This window comes from Hansschlegelia quercus, assembly GCF_004310425.1.
Lineage (GTDB): Bacteria > Pseudomonadota > Alphaproteobacteria > Rhizobiales > Methylopilaceae > Methylopila > Methylopila quercus.
Genome location: NZ_SIUB01000001.1, coordinates 708,120 through 724,462, shown reverse-complemented (window position 1 = coordinate 724,462; position 16,343 = coordinate 708,120). Strand labels below are relative to the sequence as shown.

The 16,343-nt window shown below is 67.0% G+C and carries 22 protein-coding genes and 1 tRNA gene; 14 read left to right on the top strand and 9 right to left on the bottom strand.

The genetic code is table 11. The features are described 5' to 3' along the window. Positions 1-92: 92 nt before the first annotated feature. A complete protein-coding gene (locus EYR15_RS03475; protein ID WP_131001457.1) occupies positions 93-1,247 on the top strand; it encodes an L-dopachrome tautomerase-related protein in 1,155 nt (384 codons plus the stop codon). Between the two features lie 22 nt (positions 1,248-1,269). Here the strand turns inward: EYR15_RS03475 and EYR15_RS03470 are convergent, their stop codons facing one another. Then, on the bottom strand, positions 1,270-1,506 hold the full coding sequence (locus tag EYR15_RS03470) for a hypothetical protein (RefSeq protein ID WP_131001456.1): 237 nt from the start codon (positions 1,504-1,506) through the stop codon (positions 1,270-1,272). 206 nt (positions 1,507-1,712) lie between these two features. Between EYR15_RS03470 and EYR15_RS03465 the strand changes: the two genes are divergently transcribed. Continuing rightward, a complete protein-coding gene (locus tag EYR15_RS03465; protein WP_131001455.1) occupies positions 1,713-2,174 on the top strand; it encodes a DUF4126 family protein in 462 nt (153 codons plus the stop codon). Continuing rightward, positions 2,174-3,556, top strand: coding sequence for an FAD-containing oxidoreductase (locus tag EYR15_RS03460; protein ID WP_131001454.1), 1,383 nt, complete (start codon positions 2,174-2,176; stop codon positions 3,554-3,556). Before EYR15_RS03465 ends, EYR15_RS03460 begins: the two co-directional genes overlap by 1 nt. An 88-nt stretch (positions 3,557-3,644) precedes the next feature. Here EYR15_RS03460 and EYR15_RS16945 read toward each other — a convergent pair whose 3' ends face one another. The 3 genes from EYR15_RS16945 to EYR15_RS03450 all read right to left on the bottom strand — a co-directional run bounded on the left by EYR15_RS16945 (position 3,645) and on the right by EYR15_RS03450 (position 4,402). After that, positions 3,645-3,788: a ribosome modulation factor gene (locus EYR15_RS16945; RefSeq protein ID WP_165455377.1), complete on the bottom strand. Its 144-nt coding sequence runs from the start codon at positions 3,786-3,788 to the stop codon at positions 3,645-3,647. A 100-nt stretch (positions 3,789-3,888) separates the two neighbouring features. Then, positions 3,889-4,083 carry a hypothetical protein gene (locus tag EYR15_RS03455; RefSeq protein ID WP_245498116.1) on the bottom strand — a complete coding sequence of 65 codons (195 nt, stop codon included), beginning with the start codon at positions 4,081-4,083 and terminating at the stop codon, positions 3,889-3,891. Positions 4,084-4,105: 22 nt separating this feature from the next. Further along, positions 4,106-4,402, bottom strand: a complete 297-nt coding sequence (locus tag EYR15_RS03450; RefSeq protein ID WP_245498115.1) for a hypothetical protein — start codon at positions 4,400-4,402, stop codon at positions 4,106-4,108. A gap of 74 nt (positions 4,403-4,476) precedes the next feature. On the opposite strand from EYR15_RS03450, the gene EYR15_RS03445 reads away from it, so the two are divergent. Beyond that, entirely contained in the window at positions 4,477-4,716 is a 240-nt protein-coding gene (locus EYR15_RS03445; protein ID WP_131001616.1) for a hypothetical protein, read from the top strand. Here EYR15_RS03445 and EYR15_RS03440 read toward each other — a convergent pair. The 3 genes from EYR15_RS03440 to EYR15_RS03430 all read right to left on the bottom strand — a co-directional run bounded on the left by EYR15_RS03440 (position 4,713) and on the right by EYR15_RS03430 (position 7,352). After that, complete coding sequence (locus tag EYR15_RS03440) at positions 4,713-5,594, bottom strand: transglutaminase family protein (protein ID WP_131001453.1); 882 nt, start codon at positions 5,592-5,594, stop codon at positions 4,713-4,715. The genes EYR15_RS03445 and EYR15_RS03440 overlap by 4 nt on opposite strands. Before the next feature lie 3 nt (positions 5,595-5,597). Continuing rightward, positions 5,598-5,786, bottom strand: coding sequence for a hypothetical protein (locus tag EYR15_RS03435; RefSeq protein WP_131001452.1), 189 nt, complete (start codon positions 5,784-5,786; stop codon positions 5,598-5,600). Between the two features lie 93 nt (positions 5,787-5,879). Beyond that, positions 5,880-7,352, bottom strand: a complete 1,473-nt coding sequence (locus tag EYR15_RS03430; RefSeq protein WP_131001451.1) for a protein adenylyltransferase SelO — start codon at positions 7,350-7,352, stop codon at positions 5,880-5,882. A gap of 172 nt (positions 7,353-7,524) precedes the next feature. Between EYR15_RS03430 and EYR15_RS03425 the strand changes: the two genes are divergently transcribed. From EYR15_RS03425 to EYR15_RS03415, 3 genes are all read left to right on the top strand, one after another. Beyond that, positions 7,525-8,445, top strand: coding sequence for a LysR family transcriptional regulator (locus EYR15_RS03425; RefSeq protein WP_131001450.1), 921 nt, complete (start codon positions 7,525-7,527; stop codon positions 8,443-8,445). Between the two features lie 78 nt (positions 8,446-8,523). Beyond that, the gene (locus EYR15_RS03420) at positions 8,524-8,745 is read left to right on the top strand and encodes a hypothetical protein (RefSeq protein ID WP_131001449.1); all 222 of its coding nucleotides are present in this window, start codon (positions 8,524-8,526) and stop codon (positions 8,743-8,745) included. 101 nt (positions 8,746-8,846) lie between these two features. After that, positions 8,847-10,238 (top strand): PepSY-associated TM helix domain-containing protein, encoded by a 1,392-nt coding sequence (locus EYR15_RS03415; protein ID WP_131001448.1) that lies wholly within the window; start codon positions 8,847-8,849, stop codon positions 10,236-10,238. 26 nt (positions 10,239-10,264) lie between these two features. Here EYR15_RS03415 and EYR15_RS03410 read toward each other — a convergent pair whose 3' ends face one another. After that, entirely contained in the window at positions 10,265-10,699 is a 435-nt protein-coding gene (locus tag EYR15_RS03410) for a pyridoxamine 5'-phosphate oxidase family protein (protein WP_131001447.1), read from the bottom strand. A gap of 130 nt (positions 10,700-10,829) precedes the next feature. Here EYR15_RS03410 and trhA point away from each other — a divergent pair, with 130 nt between their 5' ends. Then, positions 10,830-11,525 (top strand): PAQR family membrane homeostasis protein TrhA, encoded by a 696-nt coding sequence (gene trhA, locus EYR15_RS03405; protein WP_131001446.1) that lies wholly within the window; start codon positions 10,830-10,832, stop codon positions 11,523-11,525. Positions 11,526-11,724: 199 nt separating this feature from the next. Here the strand turns inward: trhA and EYR15_RS03400 are convergent. Then, positions 11,725-11,799: transfer RNA gene (locus EYR15_RS03400), tRNA-Gly, on the bottom strand. A 143-nt stretch (positions 11,800-11,942) separates the two neighbouring features. Here EYR15_RS03400 and EYR15_RS03395 point away from each other — a divergent pair. The 6 genes from EYR15_RS03395 to obgE all read left to right on the top strand — a co-directional run bounded on the left by EYR15_RS03395 (position 11,943) and on the right by obgE (position 16,335). Continuing rightward, on the top strand, positions 11,943-12,443 hold the full coding sequence (locus EYR15_RS03395) for a prolyl-tRNA synthetase associated domain-containing protein (RefSeq protein ID WP_131001445.1): 501 nt from the start codon (positions 11,943-11,945) through the stop codon (positions 12,441-12,443). 238 nt (positions 12,444-12,681) lie between these two features. Continuing rightward, positions 12,682-13,005, top strand: a complete 324-nt coding sequence (rplU, locus tag EYR15_RS03385; RefSeq protein ID WP_131001444.1) for a 50S ribosomal protein L21 — start codon at positions 12,682-12,684, stop codon at positions 13,003-13,005. Between the two features lie 23 nt (positions 13,006-13,028). Further along, positions 13,029-13,304, top strand: coding sequence for a 50S ribosomal protein L27 (gene rpmA / locus EYR15_RS03380; RefSeq protein ID WP_131001443.1), 276 nt, complete (start codon positions 13,029-13,031; stop codon positions 13,302-13,304). 135 nt (positions 13,305-13,439) lie between these two features. Then, a complete protein-coding gene (locus EYR15_RS03375) occupies positions 13,440-14,564 on the top strand; it encodes a GNAT family N-acetyltransferase (protein WP_131001442.1) in 1,125 nt (374 codons plus the stop codon). Between the two features lie 69 nt (positions 14,565-14,633). Beyond that, complete coding sequence (locus EYR15_RS03370) at positions 14,634-15,176, top strand: DUF3833 family protein (RefSeq protein ID WP_165455407.1); 543 nt, start codon at positions 14,634-14,636, stop codon at positions 15,174-15,176. Positions 15,177-15,288: 112 nt separating this feature from the next. After that, positions 15,289-16,335, top strand: a complete 1,047-nt coding sequence (obgE, locus tag EYR15_RS03365) for a GTPase ObgE (RefSeq protein WP_131001440.1) — start codon at positions 15,289-15,291, stop codon at positions 16,333-16,335. Positions 16,336-16,343: the final 8 nt, after the last annotated feature.

The following is a 16,343-nucleotide window of genomic DNA, read 5'->3' as shown; positions in this document are numbered from 1 at the left end:
GAATGTCGTCAGCCTCTAAGTGGACGGCGCAGGCAACCAAATCGCAGCGGAGGAGTTTGCCGGAGAGATCGCCCTTCGACCAAGAGTCCGATATGCCCTTGCCTCTTCGGCCCCGCCTCCTGGCGGGCGCTCTTCTGTTTCTCACCCCACTCGCGCACCCCGCTCAGGCGCAGACGCCGTCACAGCCGGAACTGAAGCAGGTCGCGCGCTTCGACCATCAGGTGACCGGGGTCACCGTCTCGAAAGACGGGCGGATTTTCGTGAACTTTCCGCGGTGGACCGAAGACACGGAAGTGTCGGTCGCGGAGTTGAAGGACGGCAAGCTGACGCCTTTCCCGGACACTGAATGGAACGCCTGGCGGAACGCGAAGAAGGATCAAGTCTCCGCCAACAGCCACTGGGTCTGCGTGCAAAGCGTGGTCGCCGATCCCAAGGGCGACCTCTGGGTGCTCGACCCTGCGGCTCCCGCTATGGGCGCGGTCGTCCAGGGAGGTCCAAAGCTGGTCGAGATTGACCTCAAGACCAACAAGCCCGGCCGCATCATCGCTTTCGACGAACAGGTCGCGCCGCAGGGCTCATACCTCAACGACGTCCGTTTCTCACCCGACGGGAAGACGGCCTATCTCACCGATTCCGGCGCGATGGGCGCCCTCGTGGTGGTGGACCTCGACAGCGGCCGCGCGAAGCGCGTGCTCGACGGCGATCCTTCGACCCAGCCGGACAAGAGCGTCACCGTCAACTATGATGGCAAGCCGCTGCGGCGGCCGGATGGGCGCGGGGTCGAGTTCGCCGCCGACGGGCTTGCGCTCTCCAAGGACGGCGAAACGCTCTACTGGCAGGCGATCAAAGGGAGGACGCTCTACAGCATCCCCACCAGCGACCTGACGGGCTGGATGACCAGCGCCGTCGTGCCGAGCGCGCTCGGCGACCAAGGTCTGTCCCGGAAGGTGGAAGCGGTTGGGGAAAATGGACCGGCCGACGGCTTGATCATCAGCCGCGGGACCGGCCGCATGTACGTAACCTCGCCTCAGGATAACGCGATCAAGGTCCGCGATCTGGGCGCGAAGGGTTCCGAGCTCAAGACTCTGATCCAGGATGAGCGGCTCCGTTGGCCCGATACGTTCGGCGAGGGGCCGGACGGGACGATCTACGTCACCACTTCGCACATCCAGGACTCCGCCTTCTACAAGCCGGACGCGCCAGCTGCGCTCCCCACCGAGCTTTGGAGCTTCAAGCCGGCGCCGTAACGGGCCCCGCCCGTCTCAAGATTCACGCAGGCCCGGCAGCGTCGTCGGCTTCGTTCATGAGGTCGACGACATCCTCCGACGTCAGCTGATACTTCGCCATCAGCCGCAGCGTGATCGCTACGGCGTGGGGAACGGTCTTGCCGCTGTCGTCGTCCGCCCAGCGACGCGTCGTCCGCTCATCGGTCTGGAAGAACTTGCTCGCGCCCGAAAGGGAAAGTCCGACCTCGGCGAGGGCGGATCGGTACTCGGCAGGCGTCATCGTTCATCTCCATGAGCGCGAACGAACGGCGGTCATTCGGCCGCGAGCCTTTTGAGCCTGTCGGCTACGGAAATCCAGAGGAGGACAGCTTCGTCGCGAGAGCGCGAGACGGGCCACCAAGCCTCCGCTTGCCCGTCGCCGCTTTGCGTGATCGGCTCGCGCTCATCGCCCCGCCCGTCAGGCGCGACCCGAAGAAAGACGAGCCGATGGACTATATCTTTGCCGCAGCTCTGATCGGCTTCGTCGCGGGACTTCGAGCGATGACGGCGCCGGCGGCGGTCAGCTGGGCGGCGCATCTCGGCTGGATCGACCTGTCGTCATCCTGGCTCGCATTCCTCGGCTACGCGTGGGTGCCATACGTCTTCACCGCGCTTGCGCTGATCGAGTTCGTCACCGATCAACTGCCCTCGACCCCAAGCCGCACGGTCCCGCCGCAGTTCGGCGCACGGGTCGTGATGGGCGCGCTCAGCGGCGCGGCGCTCGGCGCCGCGGGCGGGTCGCTCATCGTCGGGCTGATCGCCGGGATCGCCGGCGCGGCTGCGGGTACGCTCGGCGGCGCCGCGGCGCGGGTGAGGCTCGCTACGGCCTTCGGGCGTGACCTGCCGGCGGCGCTGATCGAAGACTTCGTCGCGGTCGCGCTGGCGGCGGTCGCAGTGGGGCCGCTCTGATGGAGCAGACGTTCGACGCCATCGTCATCGGCGCGGGGCAGGCGGGTCCCGCTCTCGCGGCGCGCCTCGCCGAAGCGGGCCGTAAGGTCGCGATCATCGAACGCCACCTCGTCGGCGGAACCTGCGTCAATACAGGCTGCACGCCGACCAAGGCGATGGTGGCGAGCGCCTACGCCGCCCATCTCGCGCGGCGATCCGGCGATTACGGGGTCAAAATTGCCGGCCCGTTAGCGATCGACATGGCTGCGGTGAAGGCGCGGAAGGATGTGATCTCCGGCAATTCACGTCGGAACAATGAGAACTGGCTGGCGGGTATCGAAGGCGTCAGCCTGATCCGGGGCCATGCGCGGTTCACGGGTCCGCACGAGGTCGAGGTCAACGGACAGACGCTGCGCGCGCCCCAGATCTTCCTGAACGTCGGGGGGAGGGCGGCCACGCCGGACATGCCTGGACTTGGCAAGATCGACTACCTCACCAACAGCTCGCTTCTTGAGCTCGATGAGGTCCCGAAGCGGCTGATCGTGATCGGCGGCAGCTATATCGGGCTCGAATTCGCGCAGATCTTCCGCCGGCTCGGCGCCGAGGTCACGGTCGTCGAGATGTCGCCGCGGATCGTGGCGCGCGAGGACGAGGAGGTCTCGGCCGCCGTCCAGTCGTTCCTCGAGGAGGAGGGCATTCGCTTCCGCCTCAACGCCGAATGCATCAGCTTCGAAAAGCGGGGCGACGACATCGCCGCTGCCGCCACCTGCGCATCCGACGAGCCGGCGGAAATCGGCTCGCACGTGCTGCTCGCGGTCGGCCGGCGCCCCAACACCGACGATCTCGGCCTCGACACGGCCGGCGTCGCGCTCGATCAGCGTGGCTATGTCGTCGTCGACGAAGAGCTTCGGACCAACGTCGAAGGGATCTGGGCGCTTGGCGACTGCAATGGCCGCGGCGCCTTCACCCACACGGCCTACAACGATTTTGAGATCGTCGCCGCGATCCTGCTGGACGGCGACAGCCGCCGCCTAGGCGACCGCTTCCCGGTCTATGCGCTCTATACCGATCCGCCGCTCGGCCGGGTCGGCATGACCGAGGCGCAGGCGCGCGAGAAGGGGCTGCCGTACAAGGTCGCGACGAGACCGATGACGCGCGTCGGTCGAGCGGTCGAGAAAGGCGAGACCAAGGGTTTCATGAAGGCGGTGATCGATGCGCGGACCGACCGGATTCTTGGCGCGGCGGTGCTTGGCGTCGGCGGCGACGAGGCCGTCCACGGCCTCCTCTACGCCATGCAAGGCGGCGTCACTGCGGATACGATCCGCCGGACCACGCCGATCCACCCGACGGTCGCGGAGCTGTTCCCGACGCTGATGGGAAGTCTGCAGCCTCCGGAAAGCTGAGGCTTACGTCCCTCAGAGGGACGGTGCGTCGGCGCTCTTGATGCTGCGCCGCCGCAACGTTTGTCGGGCCCGACTAACGGGCCCCTGGTCAGTCCGGAAGCCGCGACACGCGGCGAGCCTCGACCCAACCCTTCAGCCAGGCGTCACGCCGGACCGAGTCCTTGTACGGGCAGCGACGCAAATCGACGCCCGCGGCATAGGCCTCACGGCCTTCCTGTTCGATACCGTTCAACACTCATCTCCATCATAAGTTGGGATGCCTATACATGAGACGCGCGGCGCGCGCGATGAAGGCTTCCCTTCGAAGGGCGGCACTGCGCCTCCGTGGCTTGTCAGGCCGATCCGGCGGCAGGTTCGTTCTCGAGCAGGATCTCGTTCTGGATCCCCACGAGCTTTCTCAGGTTCTCGATCAACTCGGCGGCCTCCCGGAGCAAGGTCGCCATCTCCTCGGACGTAAGATCGTCCGTCATCTCTGCGGCCGCCCGCAGGACGTCCGCAATATCCGGCGGCTTGACCACGCCGCTCATGCCCGGCGCTCGCGGCGAAGGGTCACTCGCCGAACTCCGCAGGCGTCCGGCCCGCGCGGAATAGGACCGTCGCGTTCTCGTCGACCTCGCCGGTGTCGACGTCGACGACCTGGCTGATGGCGACCACGCCCGCGAACTTCTCCGCGCCGCGCTCGGCGCGCCCCTTCGCCTCGGCTGCCGACTTGAACCGGATCGGCGCTTCCGCGCGAAGCCGGTTTCCCTTGCCCGCCGACCAGGCCTGGAAGATGTGGATCGTCTCGGTCGCCATGCGCAGGAGATAGCAGCCTTTAGGCTCGTTGTCCGATCGACGGCGTTTCAATCCCGCAGGCCGCCTTTGTTTGCTAAGAAGCGGCAGCAGAATTTCTGCAGGAACGGGATACGCGCTTGGATATCATGGTGACGCCTGTCGAGGGCTCCGCTGAATGGCGCCTGACGGATCTCCTCGGACGCTCCATGGGCGTCATCAAGGAGGCGGGAGCCGAGAAATTCCTGATCGAGCCCGAGGGCAACGCCGTGGCGACGATGGACGGCATGGGACGGGGACCATTCCGATCGTTGGACGAAGCGCTGGCCGCGATCGAGACCCGGACGCGCGGCGTCTGCCGGCGTCAGCCGGACGAGCCTGAGGCTTAGGTCCGCGGGGACGCAGTGACGGACACCTCGACCGCCATGTCCTCGAAGGCGTCGTTCGCGGCGACAAAGCTGCCCGATACCGGCATCACCTGCCGGATGTCCCGGGCTACCGCGACCGGGATCAGATTGGCGTCGCCGACGCTTCGGTTGGTCGGGTCGAACGTGATCCAGCCAGCGCCCGGCACATAGACCTCCGCCCAGGCGTGGGTCGATCCGGGGCCTGCGGAGCCCGTAAGGTCACGCTGCGGATCGTGCAGATAGCCCGAGACGACACGCGAGCCGAAGCCGAGGCTCCGCGCCGTTTCTGCAAACAAGGTCGCGAAGTCGCGGCAGGACCCCCGTCCGCGATCGAGCGTTTCGAGAGGCGACTGAACGCCTTCGTCCTCCCGGATCTCATAGGCGATGCGGCTCCCGACGTCCTGATTGATGTCCTTCAGCAGTGACAGCGTGTCGGTGGGATCGCTGAACACGAACGCTCTCGCCCACGCGCGGAGCCGGCCATTGGGGTCGAGGTGCTGGTTGAGGGTCAGCGAACCGAGGTCCGTTCGCTCGTCGTCGGCATAGGGAAATGGATACTGGATCGCGGAGGCTGCGATCGCGAACACCGGCCAGGCCGGCGCGTCGAGCTCAATCTCGGCGACGCTCTCGATCACGAGGCTGTCCGACGGACTTTGAAATGTCGCGGTCGCGACGGCGTTGCCAAAGACGTCGTGGGACCAAGCAAGTGACGCCGCCGGCGTGATCGCCAGTTCCATGTCCACGAGCTTCAGGGCGCGGCTCTCACGCGGCCGCAACACCAGCCGGTGAGCCTGAAGGTCGACCGGCCCGTGATAGCGATAGGCCGTGCGGTGCCGGATGGTGAGCGGCGTCGGCGACAACCGCTACCGCTCCGCTTCCGCCGCGCTGAGTCGGGCGGCCACGATCGTCGTCGTCTCGGAGGAGTTCACCACTGCGCCGCCCTCCATCACGATGACGGTTGAGCCGGTTGCGGAGGTCTGAACAGCGATCACGCGATCCGGACGGACGAAGTTCATTCCGCCGAGACTTTTCACTTCGATCAGCTTGGCCACTGTTTTCCCTTGATCCTCGTTACGAGCGCGCGTCCCGGCATCGCGGTCAAGTCCGGTGGCGTCGCTGATCGTGCGGCCTGACCGACAGACCGTTCAGGTGCCGCAGAAAGTCCGATACGGCTCGGTCGCGCGCGGAGGCGGCGCGGCGTAGATGGTCGCCTCCGCCTCCCGGTCGTAGGGGCTCGAAAGCGCCGCCGCGAACGCCTCGAAGGGCGCGAAATCGCTTTCGACGGCGGCTGCGATCATCGCCTCGACATAGTGATTGCGCGGGATGATCGCCGGATTGGCGCGATCCATGCGCCTGCGACGACCCTGCTCTCCCTCGGGGTCGCGCGCAAGCCTGCCGAGATAACGCTCGCCCCAGCCGTCGAAAAGCGAAGGGTCTTCGAACAGCTCCCGCACGCCAGCGTCTGGCGCGTGCTCGGCGAAAGCGCCCAGCCGGCGGAAGGTCAGGGTGTAGTCGGCCTTCCCTGCCTCCATCTGGTCGAGCAGGCCCTGGATGAGCGTGAAATCCTCGTCGCGCCCGGTGACGAGGCCGAGCTTCAGCCGATAGCCGCCGATATAGGCTGCCTCGAACTGCGGGGCGAACTGATCAAGCGCTTCGCTCGCCTGGCTGATCGCGACGTTTTCGTCTTCGGCGAGCAACGGCAGCAGGCATTCCGCGAGCCGGGTCAGGTTCCAGTGCGTGATCGCCGGCTGATTGCCAAGCGCGTAGCGGCCGTGGCGGTCGATCGAGCTGAACACCGCCTTTGGGTCGTAGACGTCGATAAAGGCGCAGGGGCCGTAATCGATCGTCTCGCCGGCGATGGAGCAGTTGTCGGTGTTCATGACGCCGTGGACGAAGCCGAGATGCATCCACTGCGCGACAAGCGCCGCCTGACGGCTCACGACCCTCTCGAGCAGCGCCAAAGCGCGATCCAGCCGCCCGGCCGCTTCCGGGTAGTGACGGTCGACCACATGGTCGACCAGAGCTTTCAGTGCGGGCATGTCCCGCCTCGCGGCGAAATACTGGAAGGTGCCCACCCGAATGTGGCTGGAGGCGACGCGCGTCAGGACAGCGCCGGGTAGGGCGGTTTCGCGATAGATCTGCTCGCCCGTCGTCGTGGCGGCGAGCGCCCGCGTGGTCGGCACGCCGAGCGCCGCCATCGCCTCGCTGATGAGGTATTCGCGGAGCACAGGCCCGAGCGCCGCTCGGCCGTCGCCGCGGCGGGAGAATGGCGTCGGGCCTGCGCCCTTGAGCTGGATGTCGCGGCGGACGCCGCCAGCGTCGACCACTTCGCCGAGCAGGATCGCCCGTCCGTCGCCGAGTTGCGGCACGAACTGCCCGAACTGGTGCCCGGCGTAAGCGGTGGCGATCGGCTCCGAGCCGGCGAAGCCCGCATTCCCCGCAAAAGCCTGCGCCGCCTCCGCGCCGGAGAGCGCCTCCGGGTCCAGTCCAAGCTCGGCCGCAAGCGATCGGTTCAGCGCGATCAGCTTCGGCGCGCCGACCGGCGTTGGCGGCGTGCGGCGGTGGAAGGCCTCAGGAAGGCGCGCATAGGTGTTGTCGAAGGGGATGCTTATCGTCACGGGAGATCGGGTTCTCGGGTTTGCGTCGAAGGCGCCGGGCGTCCCGGATATATGGATCGCAAGCCGGCCTGTAGAAGCAACGTCGCGGCTGATGCCGCGGTTGCAGACGAACGCCGCCGCGAGCTAGTCATTTCACGAAATAGTCGACGAAAATTGTTCGCGAGGAGGGGCGATGGCCTCGCTGCCGGACTTCGAGGCTTGGGCGATCTTCGCTCGCGTCGCGGCCCGCGGCTCGTTCGCGCGAGCCTCGGAAGAGCTTGGCCTGTCCAAGGCCACGGTCTCCAAGGCGGTCACCCGGCTGGAGAGGCGGCTCGCGACTCCGCTATTCCACCGGAACACGCGCCGGCTCGCTTTGACCGAGGCCGGGAAGGCGGCGGCGGACAGCGCGGAACGCATCCTGAAGGCCGGGGAGGCGGCGGAGGCCGAGGCCGTCGCGGGCTCGGCGACGCCACGGGGCAGGGTGCGGCTCGCCGCGCCCATGTCTTTCGGCCTCGCGCATGTCGCGCCGCTGCTGCCGGAATTCTTCGCCGCCAATCCCGAGGTTTCGGTCGAGCTGCATTTCTCCGATGCTCAGGTGGATCTGATCGGGGAAGGCTTCGATGTCGCGTTGAGGATCGCGGCGCTCGCCGACTCCCGGCTGAGGGCGCGACGGCTCTGCGCGGTGCGACGCCTCGTCGTCGCGGCCCCGTCTTATCTCGATCGGGCGGGCCGGCCCGAGCACCCGCGCGACCTCGAACGCCACGCCTGCCTCGGCTATGCCTACCCGCCTGGGCAGGATCGCTGGCGTTTCCTGAACGCTGACGGCGAGGAGACGTGGGTCGCGGTCTCGGGTCCGATCCGCGTCAACAACGCCGACGCGCTGACGCCGTCATTGCTGGCGGGGCTCGGCCTCGCAGTGCAACCCGAGTTCATCGTGTTCGACGACCTCGCTGCCGGTCGGCTCGCGTCCGTACTGGACGACTGGACGCCGCCGCCGATCGCGCTTCACGTGGTGACCCCGCCAGGCGCGTTCCGGCCCGCCCGCGTCACTGCGCTCATCGACTTCCTGAGCCGCCGGCTCACTGCGGCGCCGTGGGCACAGGCTGCGACATAGGATTCAGCGCTCAAGTCTTCCGGGAACTTAATATAAGTCACGCCGTTTCCGGGTCTGTCATCCTTCGAGAAACAGATCATGGCGAACTGCCTCAACTGCGTCGTCATCGCGTCCGCTCTCGGTCTGTTCATCGGCGGACTGGCCGCAGTCCTGCAGCTCATGTCGTCGCCGAACCGCGCCTCCTATCCGGCCAGTCGATTGATGCTCGACGCGTCTCGCCACGGCGCATTGTACGGCGCCATCTTCCTGGCGATGCTTGGGGCGAGCGAAACAGCCGTCGCGCTGGTCGCCGCGAACTGAGCCTTCGCTTCGTCCGCTCTTGAACGGCAGGACCGGTTTCGCCACCGCGCGCCGCTATGCTATGCGGCCCGGCCAAAGCGGCCGGAGCGTGCGCCGACATCATGAGCCTCGTCGACAATCCCGCAATCTACCGCGCCGTCTGGCGGTGGCATTTCTATGCCGGCCTGATCGTCGCGCCGTTCATGCTGATGCTGAGCGTCACCGGCGCGATCTACCTGTTCAAGGAAGACATCAACGACCTGCTCTACGCCCACGAGCGCATCGTCTCGCCGGGGCACGCGAGCCTGCCGCTCAGCCAGCTGGTGGCCGCGGCTGAAACGGCTGCGTCGGGCGGCGTCGCGACCCGCATCGACCCGCCCGCGACGCCCGACCGCAGCGCGCAGGTCTTCGTCACAGGGGCAAACGGCGAGCGTCGGGTCTCCGTGAACTCGGCGACGGCGGAGGTTCTTGGAATCCAGAACTACCAGACCACGCTGGTCGGGCTCGCAGAGCAGCTCCACGGCTCGTTGATGCTTGGCAAAATCGGCGACGCTATCGTCGAACTCGCGGCCTGCTGGGGTGCGGTGCTGATCGTTACGGGTCTCTATCTCTGGTGGCCTCGCGGGCGGCGAGGGGTTCTGTCCGCGCTTACGCCTTCGTTCAGGGCGAAAGGCCGCCCGTTCTGGAAGAGCCTCCACGCTGCGATGGGCGCGTGGGCTTCGGCGGTGATCCTGTTTCTCATCCTCACCGGTCTGCCCTGGGCGAATGTCTGGGGAACGCTGCTGCGCGGCGGCGCCGATCTCGTCGGGATCGGCTACCCCGCGGCCCACCGTTCGCACGGGCTAGCGCCGGTCTCGACGCCGACGCTGCGGGAGGCGACGGGGGAGGCTCCCTGGACGCTCGAGCAGGCGCCCATGCCGCGGTCCGACGATCATTCGGCGCATCATGGCGGCGGCGGGATGATGCCTTCGCACGCAGGCGCCGGCGCGATCGGCGTCGACCGAGCGGCCGCGATCCTCGCCGACGCCGGGATCTCGATGCCCTACCGCCTGTCGCTGCCGAAGGGGCCGAGCGGCGTCTACACGGCGGTGGTCTATCCCGGCGATCCGCGCGGCCAGCGCACGGTGCAGCTCGACCAGTATTCCGGCCGGATCCTCACCGACGTGGCTTTCGGGCAATACGGCGTCGCGGCCAAAGCGGTCGAGTTCGGCGTGCAACTCCACATGGGAAACTTCTTCGGCCGCGCGAACCAGTTCCTCATGCTGTTCGCCTGCGTCGGGGTCGCAGGCCTTTCGATGACCGGGCCCATCATGTGGTGGAAGCGCAGGCCGAAGGGTCGGCTCGGCGCTCCCCGGCCGCTGGAGCCCGCGCGGCTGCGCAGCGTCGCGCTCATCACGCTCGCCCTCGGCCTCGTCTTTCCCCTCGCGGGGCTTTCGCTGCTGGTCGCGCTCGGGATCGAACGATGGGTCGCGCCGCGCGTCTGGCGCGGGGGCGGATCGGTCGCGGCGAACTGATTGATCATCAGACGACCAAAGCGTCCTCAGACGATGATCTCGCCGTCCTCTTCGCCCTTCCAGTAATGGATCCGCTTGGCGTCGATCTTGATCAGGACGACGCCGGGCGTGTCCGCGCCGTTCTCGAACCAGCGGTCGAGATCCTTCGTCCAGTGCCGGTCGAACGCGCTTCGCTCGCGAATGAGTTCGGCGACGCCTTCGACTGAGACGAAAAGCGGCGGCTGGCCCAGCAGACCTTTGGAGCCCTGAAACGACAACGCGACCGTCGCATCGCGCTCGATATCGGCGACGGTGCGCGATTGCTCGAACGTGAAATAGAACGAGGAGCCGTCATACTCGACGTCGCCATTGTTGCTCATCGGCCTGCCGGCCAGGTCGCCGCTCTCGGCTTTCGTGAAAAGCATCGCAAAATCGATGCTCTTCATTTCCTTGGCGAGGTCGACGAGCGTTAGATCGGCCATATCAATTCTCCGGCGTCCGCACGGCGTGCGGCTTTGCTCAACGTGCCGGTCGGTCGAAAAGTTGAGGCGTCATGCGAGATGCTTCCGCCGCGCTCAACACGCGGAGCAATCCGGACGATTGGGAGAGGCTATGCCGGCGACGCGCAGTGATCTTCCCGAGGCCGACAGCGGCGTTCCGTCCACACGCTTTCGCGGTGAGATCTCCTGGCCCTATTCGAGACGCGAGCTCTTCGCCGACGGAGCCGTCCACGCGGTCGGCCTCATTCTCGTCATCGCCGGTTCGGTGATGCTGAGCTTCGCGATGCGAGTGGCGCCGACCGCCGACCGCGCGGCGGTCTCCGCCTATCTCGCGTCCCTCGTCGCCTCATTCGCGGCATCGGCGGCCTACAATCTGTGGCCGGTGTCTCGGGCGAAATGGGTGCTCCGCAGGCTCGATCAGTCGGCGATCTACCTGTTGATCGCCGGCACCTACACGCCGCTGCTGGCGGCGATGAACTCCTGGCGCGCGCTCGTCGCGGTCTGGATCGTCGCGCTGTTCGGCGTCCTGCTTCGGCTAGCGCGTCCCGACCGCTACGATCGTCTCGCGATCGGGCTCTACCTTTTGCTCGGCTGGAGCGGGATCGTGATGGTCGATGAAGCGCTCTCGAGCTTACCCAGCCAAGTCCTATGGCTCGTTGCAGCAGGCGGGCTGACCTATACGGCCGGCGTGATCTTCCATGTCTGGAGCAGCCTGCGTTTTCAGAACGCTGTCTGGCACGCCTTCGTGCTCGCGGCCGCCTCGACCCACTTCGTCGCGATCTGGCTGGTCGGAACGAGCGCGACGTGAGCGCTGCGCTTTAGGCCTGGAACGATGGCAGCGGCCGCGAACTTCATCGGGCACGAACAGCGTTCTCGATCGCTGCACGATCGGTTTGCGCCAACGCGGCGCTGTTGCAGGTCGGCGCCGCATCTGCATCCGCCTAGAGCAGGCCGCCTGAAATGACAAAAGCTGCGGAGCGATCCGCGGCTTTTCGGCATTCTAAAACTGGAGCGGGCGATGGGATTCGAACCCACGACCCCAACCTTGGCAAGGTTGTGCTCTACCCCTGAGCTACGCCCGCATCACCAGTCAGCGCGGGGAGGGCCCCGCGAGACGCGCTCTATGCCGCAACAGAAGATCGATTGCAAGGCGCAATCGCGCGGTCTCGCGTGAGGGCGGCGATCCCGCTAGAGCGTGCAGCGAACCTGCCAAAGAGGAGGCCGCATGGCCGCGACGCGTGACGAGCTGATGGCCTATCTCGAGGCGCTCGGGATCGAGACCGCGACCATCGAGCACCCGGCGGTTTTCACCGTGGCGGAGTCGCAGTCCCTGCGCGGCCGGATCGTGGGGGGCAAGTCGAAGAACCTGTTCCTCAAGGACAAGAAGGGCCGGATCTTCCTGCTGAGCGCAGAGGATGAAGCGGCCATCGACCTCAAGCGACTGCACGAAAAACTTGGCGCGCAGGGGCGGTTCTCCTTCGCCTCGGCCGAGCAGCTCCGCGAGATCTGGGGCGTCGAGCCGGGCTCGGTGACGCCGTTCGGCGCGATCAACGACCGCGAGGGACGGGTGACCGTGGCGCTCGACGCCGCGCTGCTCGCGCACGGCACGGTGAACTTCCACCCGCTGACCAACACCGCCACGACCGCGATCGCGGCGGAGGATCTCAAGCGCTTCCTCGAAGCGACCGGCCACCCGCCGCTGCTCATCGACCTGACGACGGTTTGATCTCATGGATTTCGGCCATCGCGGGAGATCGCGATTGCCCCCACGTCCACGCGGGCCCGCCCTCTCTTCGCCCTCTCAGCGTTGACTTTCCCGCTGGGTTCGCAGTAAACACCGGCCATCGGCGCGGCGGGCACACTCGTCCGCGCCTTTCTGTTTGGGAAAAATCCCAGGCTGACAAAAAGCCGCGCCAGGGGCCGTAAGAGCTCCGGAGCCCGGATCGGACACAGGAATTTCAACAATGTTCGCAGTCATCAAGACCGGCGGCAAGCAGCACCGCGTTGCGGCCGACGACGTGATCACCGTCGGCAAGCTCGAGGGCGACGCCGGCGCCAAGGTTACTTTCGGCGAGATTCTCGCCATCGGCACGGGCGACGACTTCACGATCGGCGCTCCGTTCGTTTCGGGCGCCTCGGTCGCGGCCGAAATCGTCGAGCACTCGCGCGGCCCGAAGGTCATCGCCTTCAAGAAGCGCCGCCGCCAGAACTCGAAGCGCAAGCGCGGTCACCGTCAGGACTACACGATCGTCAAGATCGTCGGCCTGACCGGCGCCTCGAAGAACTGAACGGCTAAGGCAGGAGAGACCAGATGGCTCACAAAAAAGCAGGCGGCTCCTCGCGCAACGGCCGCGACTCCGAAGGCCGGCGCCTCGGCGTCAAGAAGTACGGCGGCGAGAACGTCATTCCCGGCAACATTCTCGTGCGTCAGCGCGGCACCAAGTGGCACCCCGGCGCCAATGTCGGCATGGGCAAGGACCACACGCTGTTCGCCACCGTTCCGGGCAAGGTCCTGTTCGTCTCCAAGGCGAACGGCCGCACCTACGTAAACGTCACGCCGGCCGCTATGGCCGAAGCTGCTGAATGACCGTCGGCTGACGTGAACGTTAAGCCGCCGGGCGCCTGAACCCCCGGCGGATCGAGATCCGGACATTTGGTCCGAGACCGCGGGGGAGACGGCGAAAAGCCTTCTCCCCCGTTCTCGTTCCGGGTCTCAAACGCCATGAGCGGCGCCTTTACCTTTGCTCCCGATCTGCTCTCCGAAGACTGCCTGACGGCGCTTCCCGGCGTCCGCCTGTCGCGGCTCTCCGCCGCCGACGCCGGACCGATGGCGGCCGGACTGAACGACCTCGACGTCGCCCGCAATCTGATCGCCGTGCCGCATCCCTACGGCGAGGAGGACGCGGCGGTGTTTCTCAAGGGTCCCGCCGCCTCGCCGGAGATGCTGTGCGCCGCGCTCAAGGTCGACGGAGCCTTTGCGGGCTGTGTCGCGATCGATGCGACGTCGGGGCCGCCGGAGCTCGGCTACTGGCTGGCGAAGCCGCATTGGGGCCGCGGCGTCATGTCGGCGGCCGCCCGCGCGCTGGTCGACTTCGCCTTCGCGGCGACCGATCTTGATCGCATCGTCTCCGGCCATTTCGTCGACAACGCCGCTTCCGCGGCAGTGCTGAAGAAGCTCGGCTTCAAACCCTCTGGGCTGATCGAGACCCGATCGCGGGCGCGGGCTGAGCCGGTGCGTCTCGTCGCGATGACGCTGGAGCGCGAGACCTGGGCGGCTGCGCGTTCCTCGATTGCGACCGCCCGGCTCGTCATGCGGACGCCGACGCTTGGCGACGTCGACGACATGGCGGCGCTCGCCACCGAGGCCGGCCTGCCGCTAACCACCGCGGCGACCCCCGAGATCCGCCGGCGCGACGACGCGCGCAGTTTCGTGACGGCCGAGGCGCGCCGGTCCTATCCGGATGAGGCGAGCTTCTGCATGAGGCTTCGCGAAAGCGGAGGGCTGGTCGGCGGGATCGGTTGGCGGCGCACATCGCCGGACGAACTCGAACTCGGCTATTGGCTGGGCGCAGATCACCGGGGCGTCGGGCTTGCGGCCGAGGCTGCGCGCGCGGCGCTCGACGCCGCCTTCGAGGCCACAGGCGTCGCCTCGATCAAGGCGTGCTGCCGGGTCACCAACTCCGCGTCCCGCGGCGTGCTGGAGCGATGCGGCTTCCAATGGGCCGGCGCCGGCCACATGCGGGCTCAAGGCTCCGGCGGCCCTGCGCCTGTCGATCGCTTTCGAGTCGACCGGGACGTGTTCTACTCGCTGAAGGCTTGGGGCGCCGCGGCGCCGGGCGCGGCCTGAAGGCTCCTTCGCGTCCGATATGGCGTCTTCGGCGTAGAGGAGGGAATGCGTCTGACTGGGAGATCGCTGATGGTCCGCTACGCCGCCGCGTTCGCTCTTCCTCTGCTGCTCGCCGGATGCGCCGGGGCGCCCAAGGTCTTCGGCGAGGACCCTTCTGCAAAGCCGTTCGTTCTGGAGGAGACGTTCCTCGGCCGCGGCGTCGGCGAGGGCGAGTTCCGGAACGCCGTCAGCGGCTCCGCCCGACCGTTCCGCGTCAGGTTTAACGGAACGCGCATGAGGGACGGGCTGACCCTCGCCGAGGACATCGCGTATGCTGACGGCGAGAAGGAGCGCCACGTCTGGCGTTTCACCCGCACCGGCTCCAACACTTACGAAGGTCGCCGCGACGATGTCGTCGGGGTCGCGCACGGCGTCGTCAGCGGCAATACGCTGCGCCTCTCCTATGACGTGAAGCTCAAGACCGGCGGCAGCACGGCGCAGGTCCATTTCGACGACACGCTGGTGCTGCACGCGCCGGGCGTGGTTCTCAACAAGGCGAAGGTCTCGAAGTTCGGCGTCGCGTTCGGCACGGTCGACATCGCGATCAGCATGCTGGCCAAGCGCGGCGGCTGACGTTGAGGGGTCGGCGGGGCGGAGGAAACGTGTTATGGCCCAGCCATCATTCATCCCTTCGCCGCTTCCGCGCCTCTAGCCGGGCAAGCGGTCTTTTGGCCGTTCTCCACTCATGAAGTTTCTTGACCAAGCCAAGATCTACATTCGCTCGGGCGACGGCGGCGCCGGCGCGGTGTCCTTTCGTCGGGAAAAGTTCATCGAGTTCGGGGGACCGGACGGCGGCGACGGCGGACGCGGCGGCGACGTGATCATTGAATGCGTCCAGGGCCTCAATACGCTGATCGACTACCGATTCCGCCAGCACTTCAAGGCTTCGACCGGCGTGCACGGCATGGGCAAGAACCGCACGGGCGCCAATGGCAGCGACGCGATTTTGAAGGTGCCGGTCGGCACGCAGGTGCTCGACGAGGACGAGGAGACGCTGATCGCCGACCTCACGGAGATCAGCCAGCGCGTCGTGCTCGCCAAGGGCGGCAATGGCGGTTTCGGCAACGCCTATTTCAAGACCTCGACCAATCAGGCGCCCCGGCGCGCCAATCCCGGGCTCGAGGGCAAGGAGATGACGATCTGGCTTCGCCTGAAGCTGATCGCCGACGCCGGCCTCATCGGCCTGCCGAACGCCGGCAAGTCGACTTTCCTCGCTGCGGTCTCCGCGGCCCGGCCGAAGATCGCGGACTACCCGTTTACGACGCTGCATCCCAATCTTGGCGTGGTCGGCGTCGATGCGCGCGAATTCGTCATGGCCGACATTCCGGGCCTGATCGAAGGCGCGCATGAGGGCGTCGGATTGGGGGTTCGTTTCCTCGGACATGTCGAGCGTTGCGGCGTGCTGCTGCATCTCGTCGATGGGACGACGGAGCACGCGGGCGAGGCTTACAAGACCGTCCGCGCGGAACTCGAAGCCTATGGCGGCGGGCTCGTCGACAAGCCGGAGATCGTCGCGCTCTCCAAGGTCGACTCGCTGTCGCCCGAACTCCGCAAGGAGCAGACCGCGCGGCTGAAGCGGGCGGCCAAGAAGACGCCGGTCGCGCTCTCCTCGCTGTCGCGCGAAGCCGTCGAGACCACGCTGCGGCAGCTGCTTGCGGTCATCGACGAGGCCCGCGCGCTTGAGGCGGTTGAAGCTATGCCGAAGATCGTCGAGGAGGCGTGGCGCCCATAAGCGTCGCT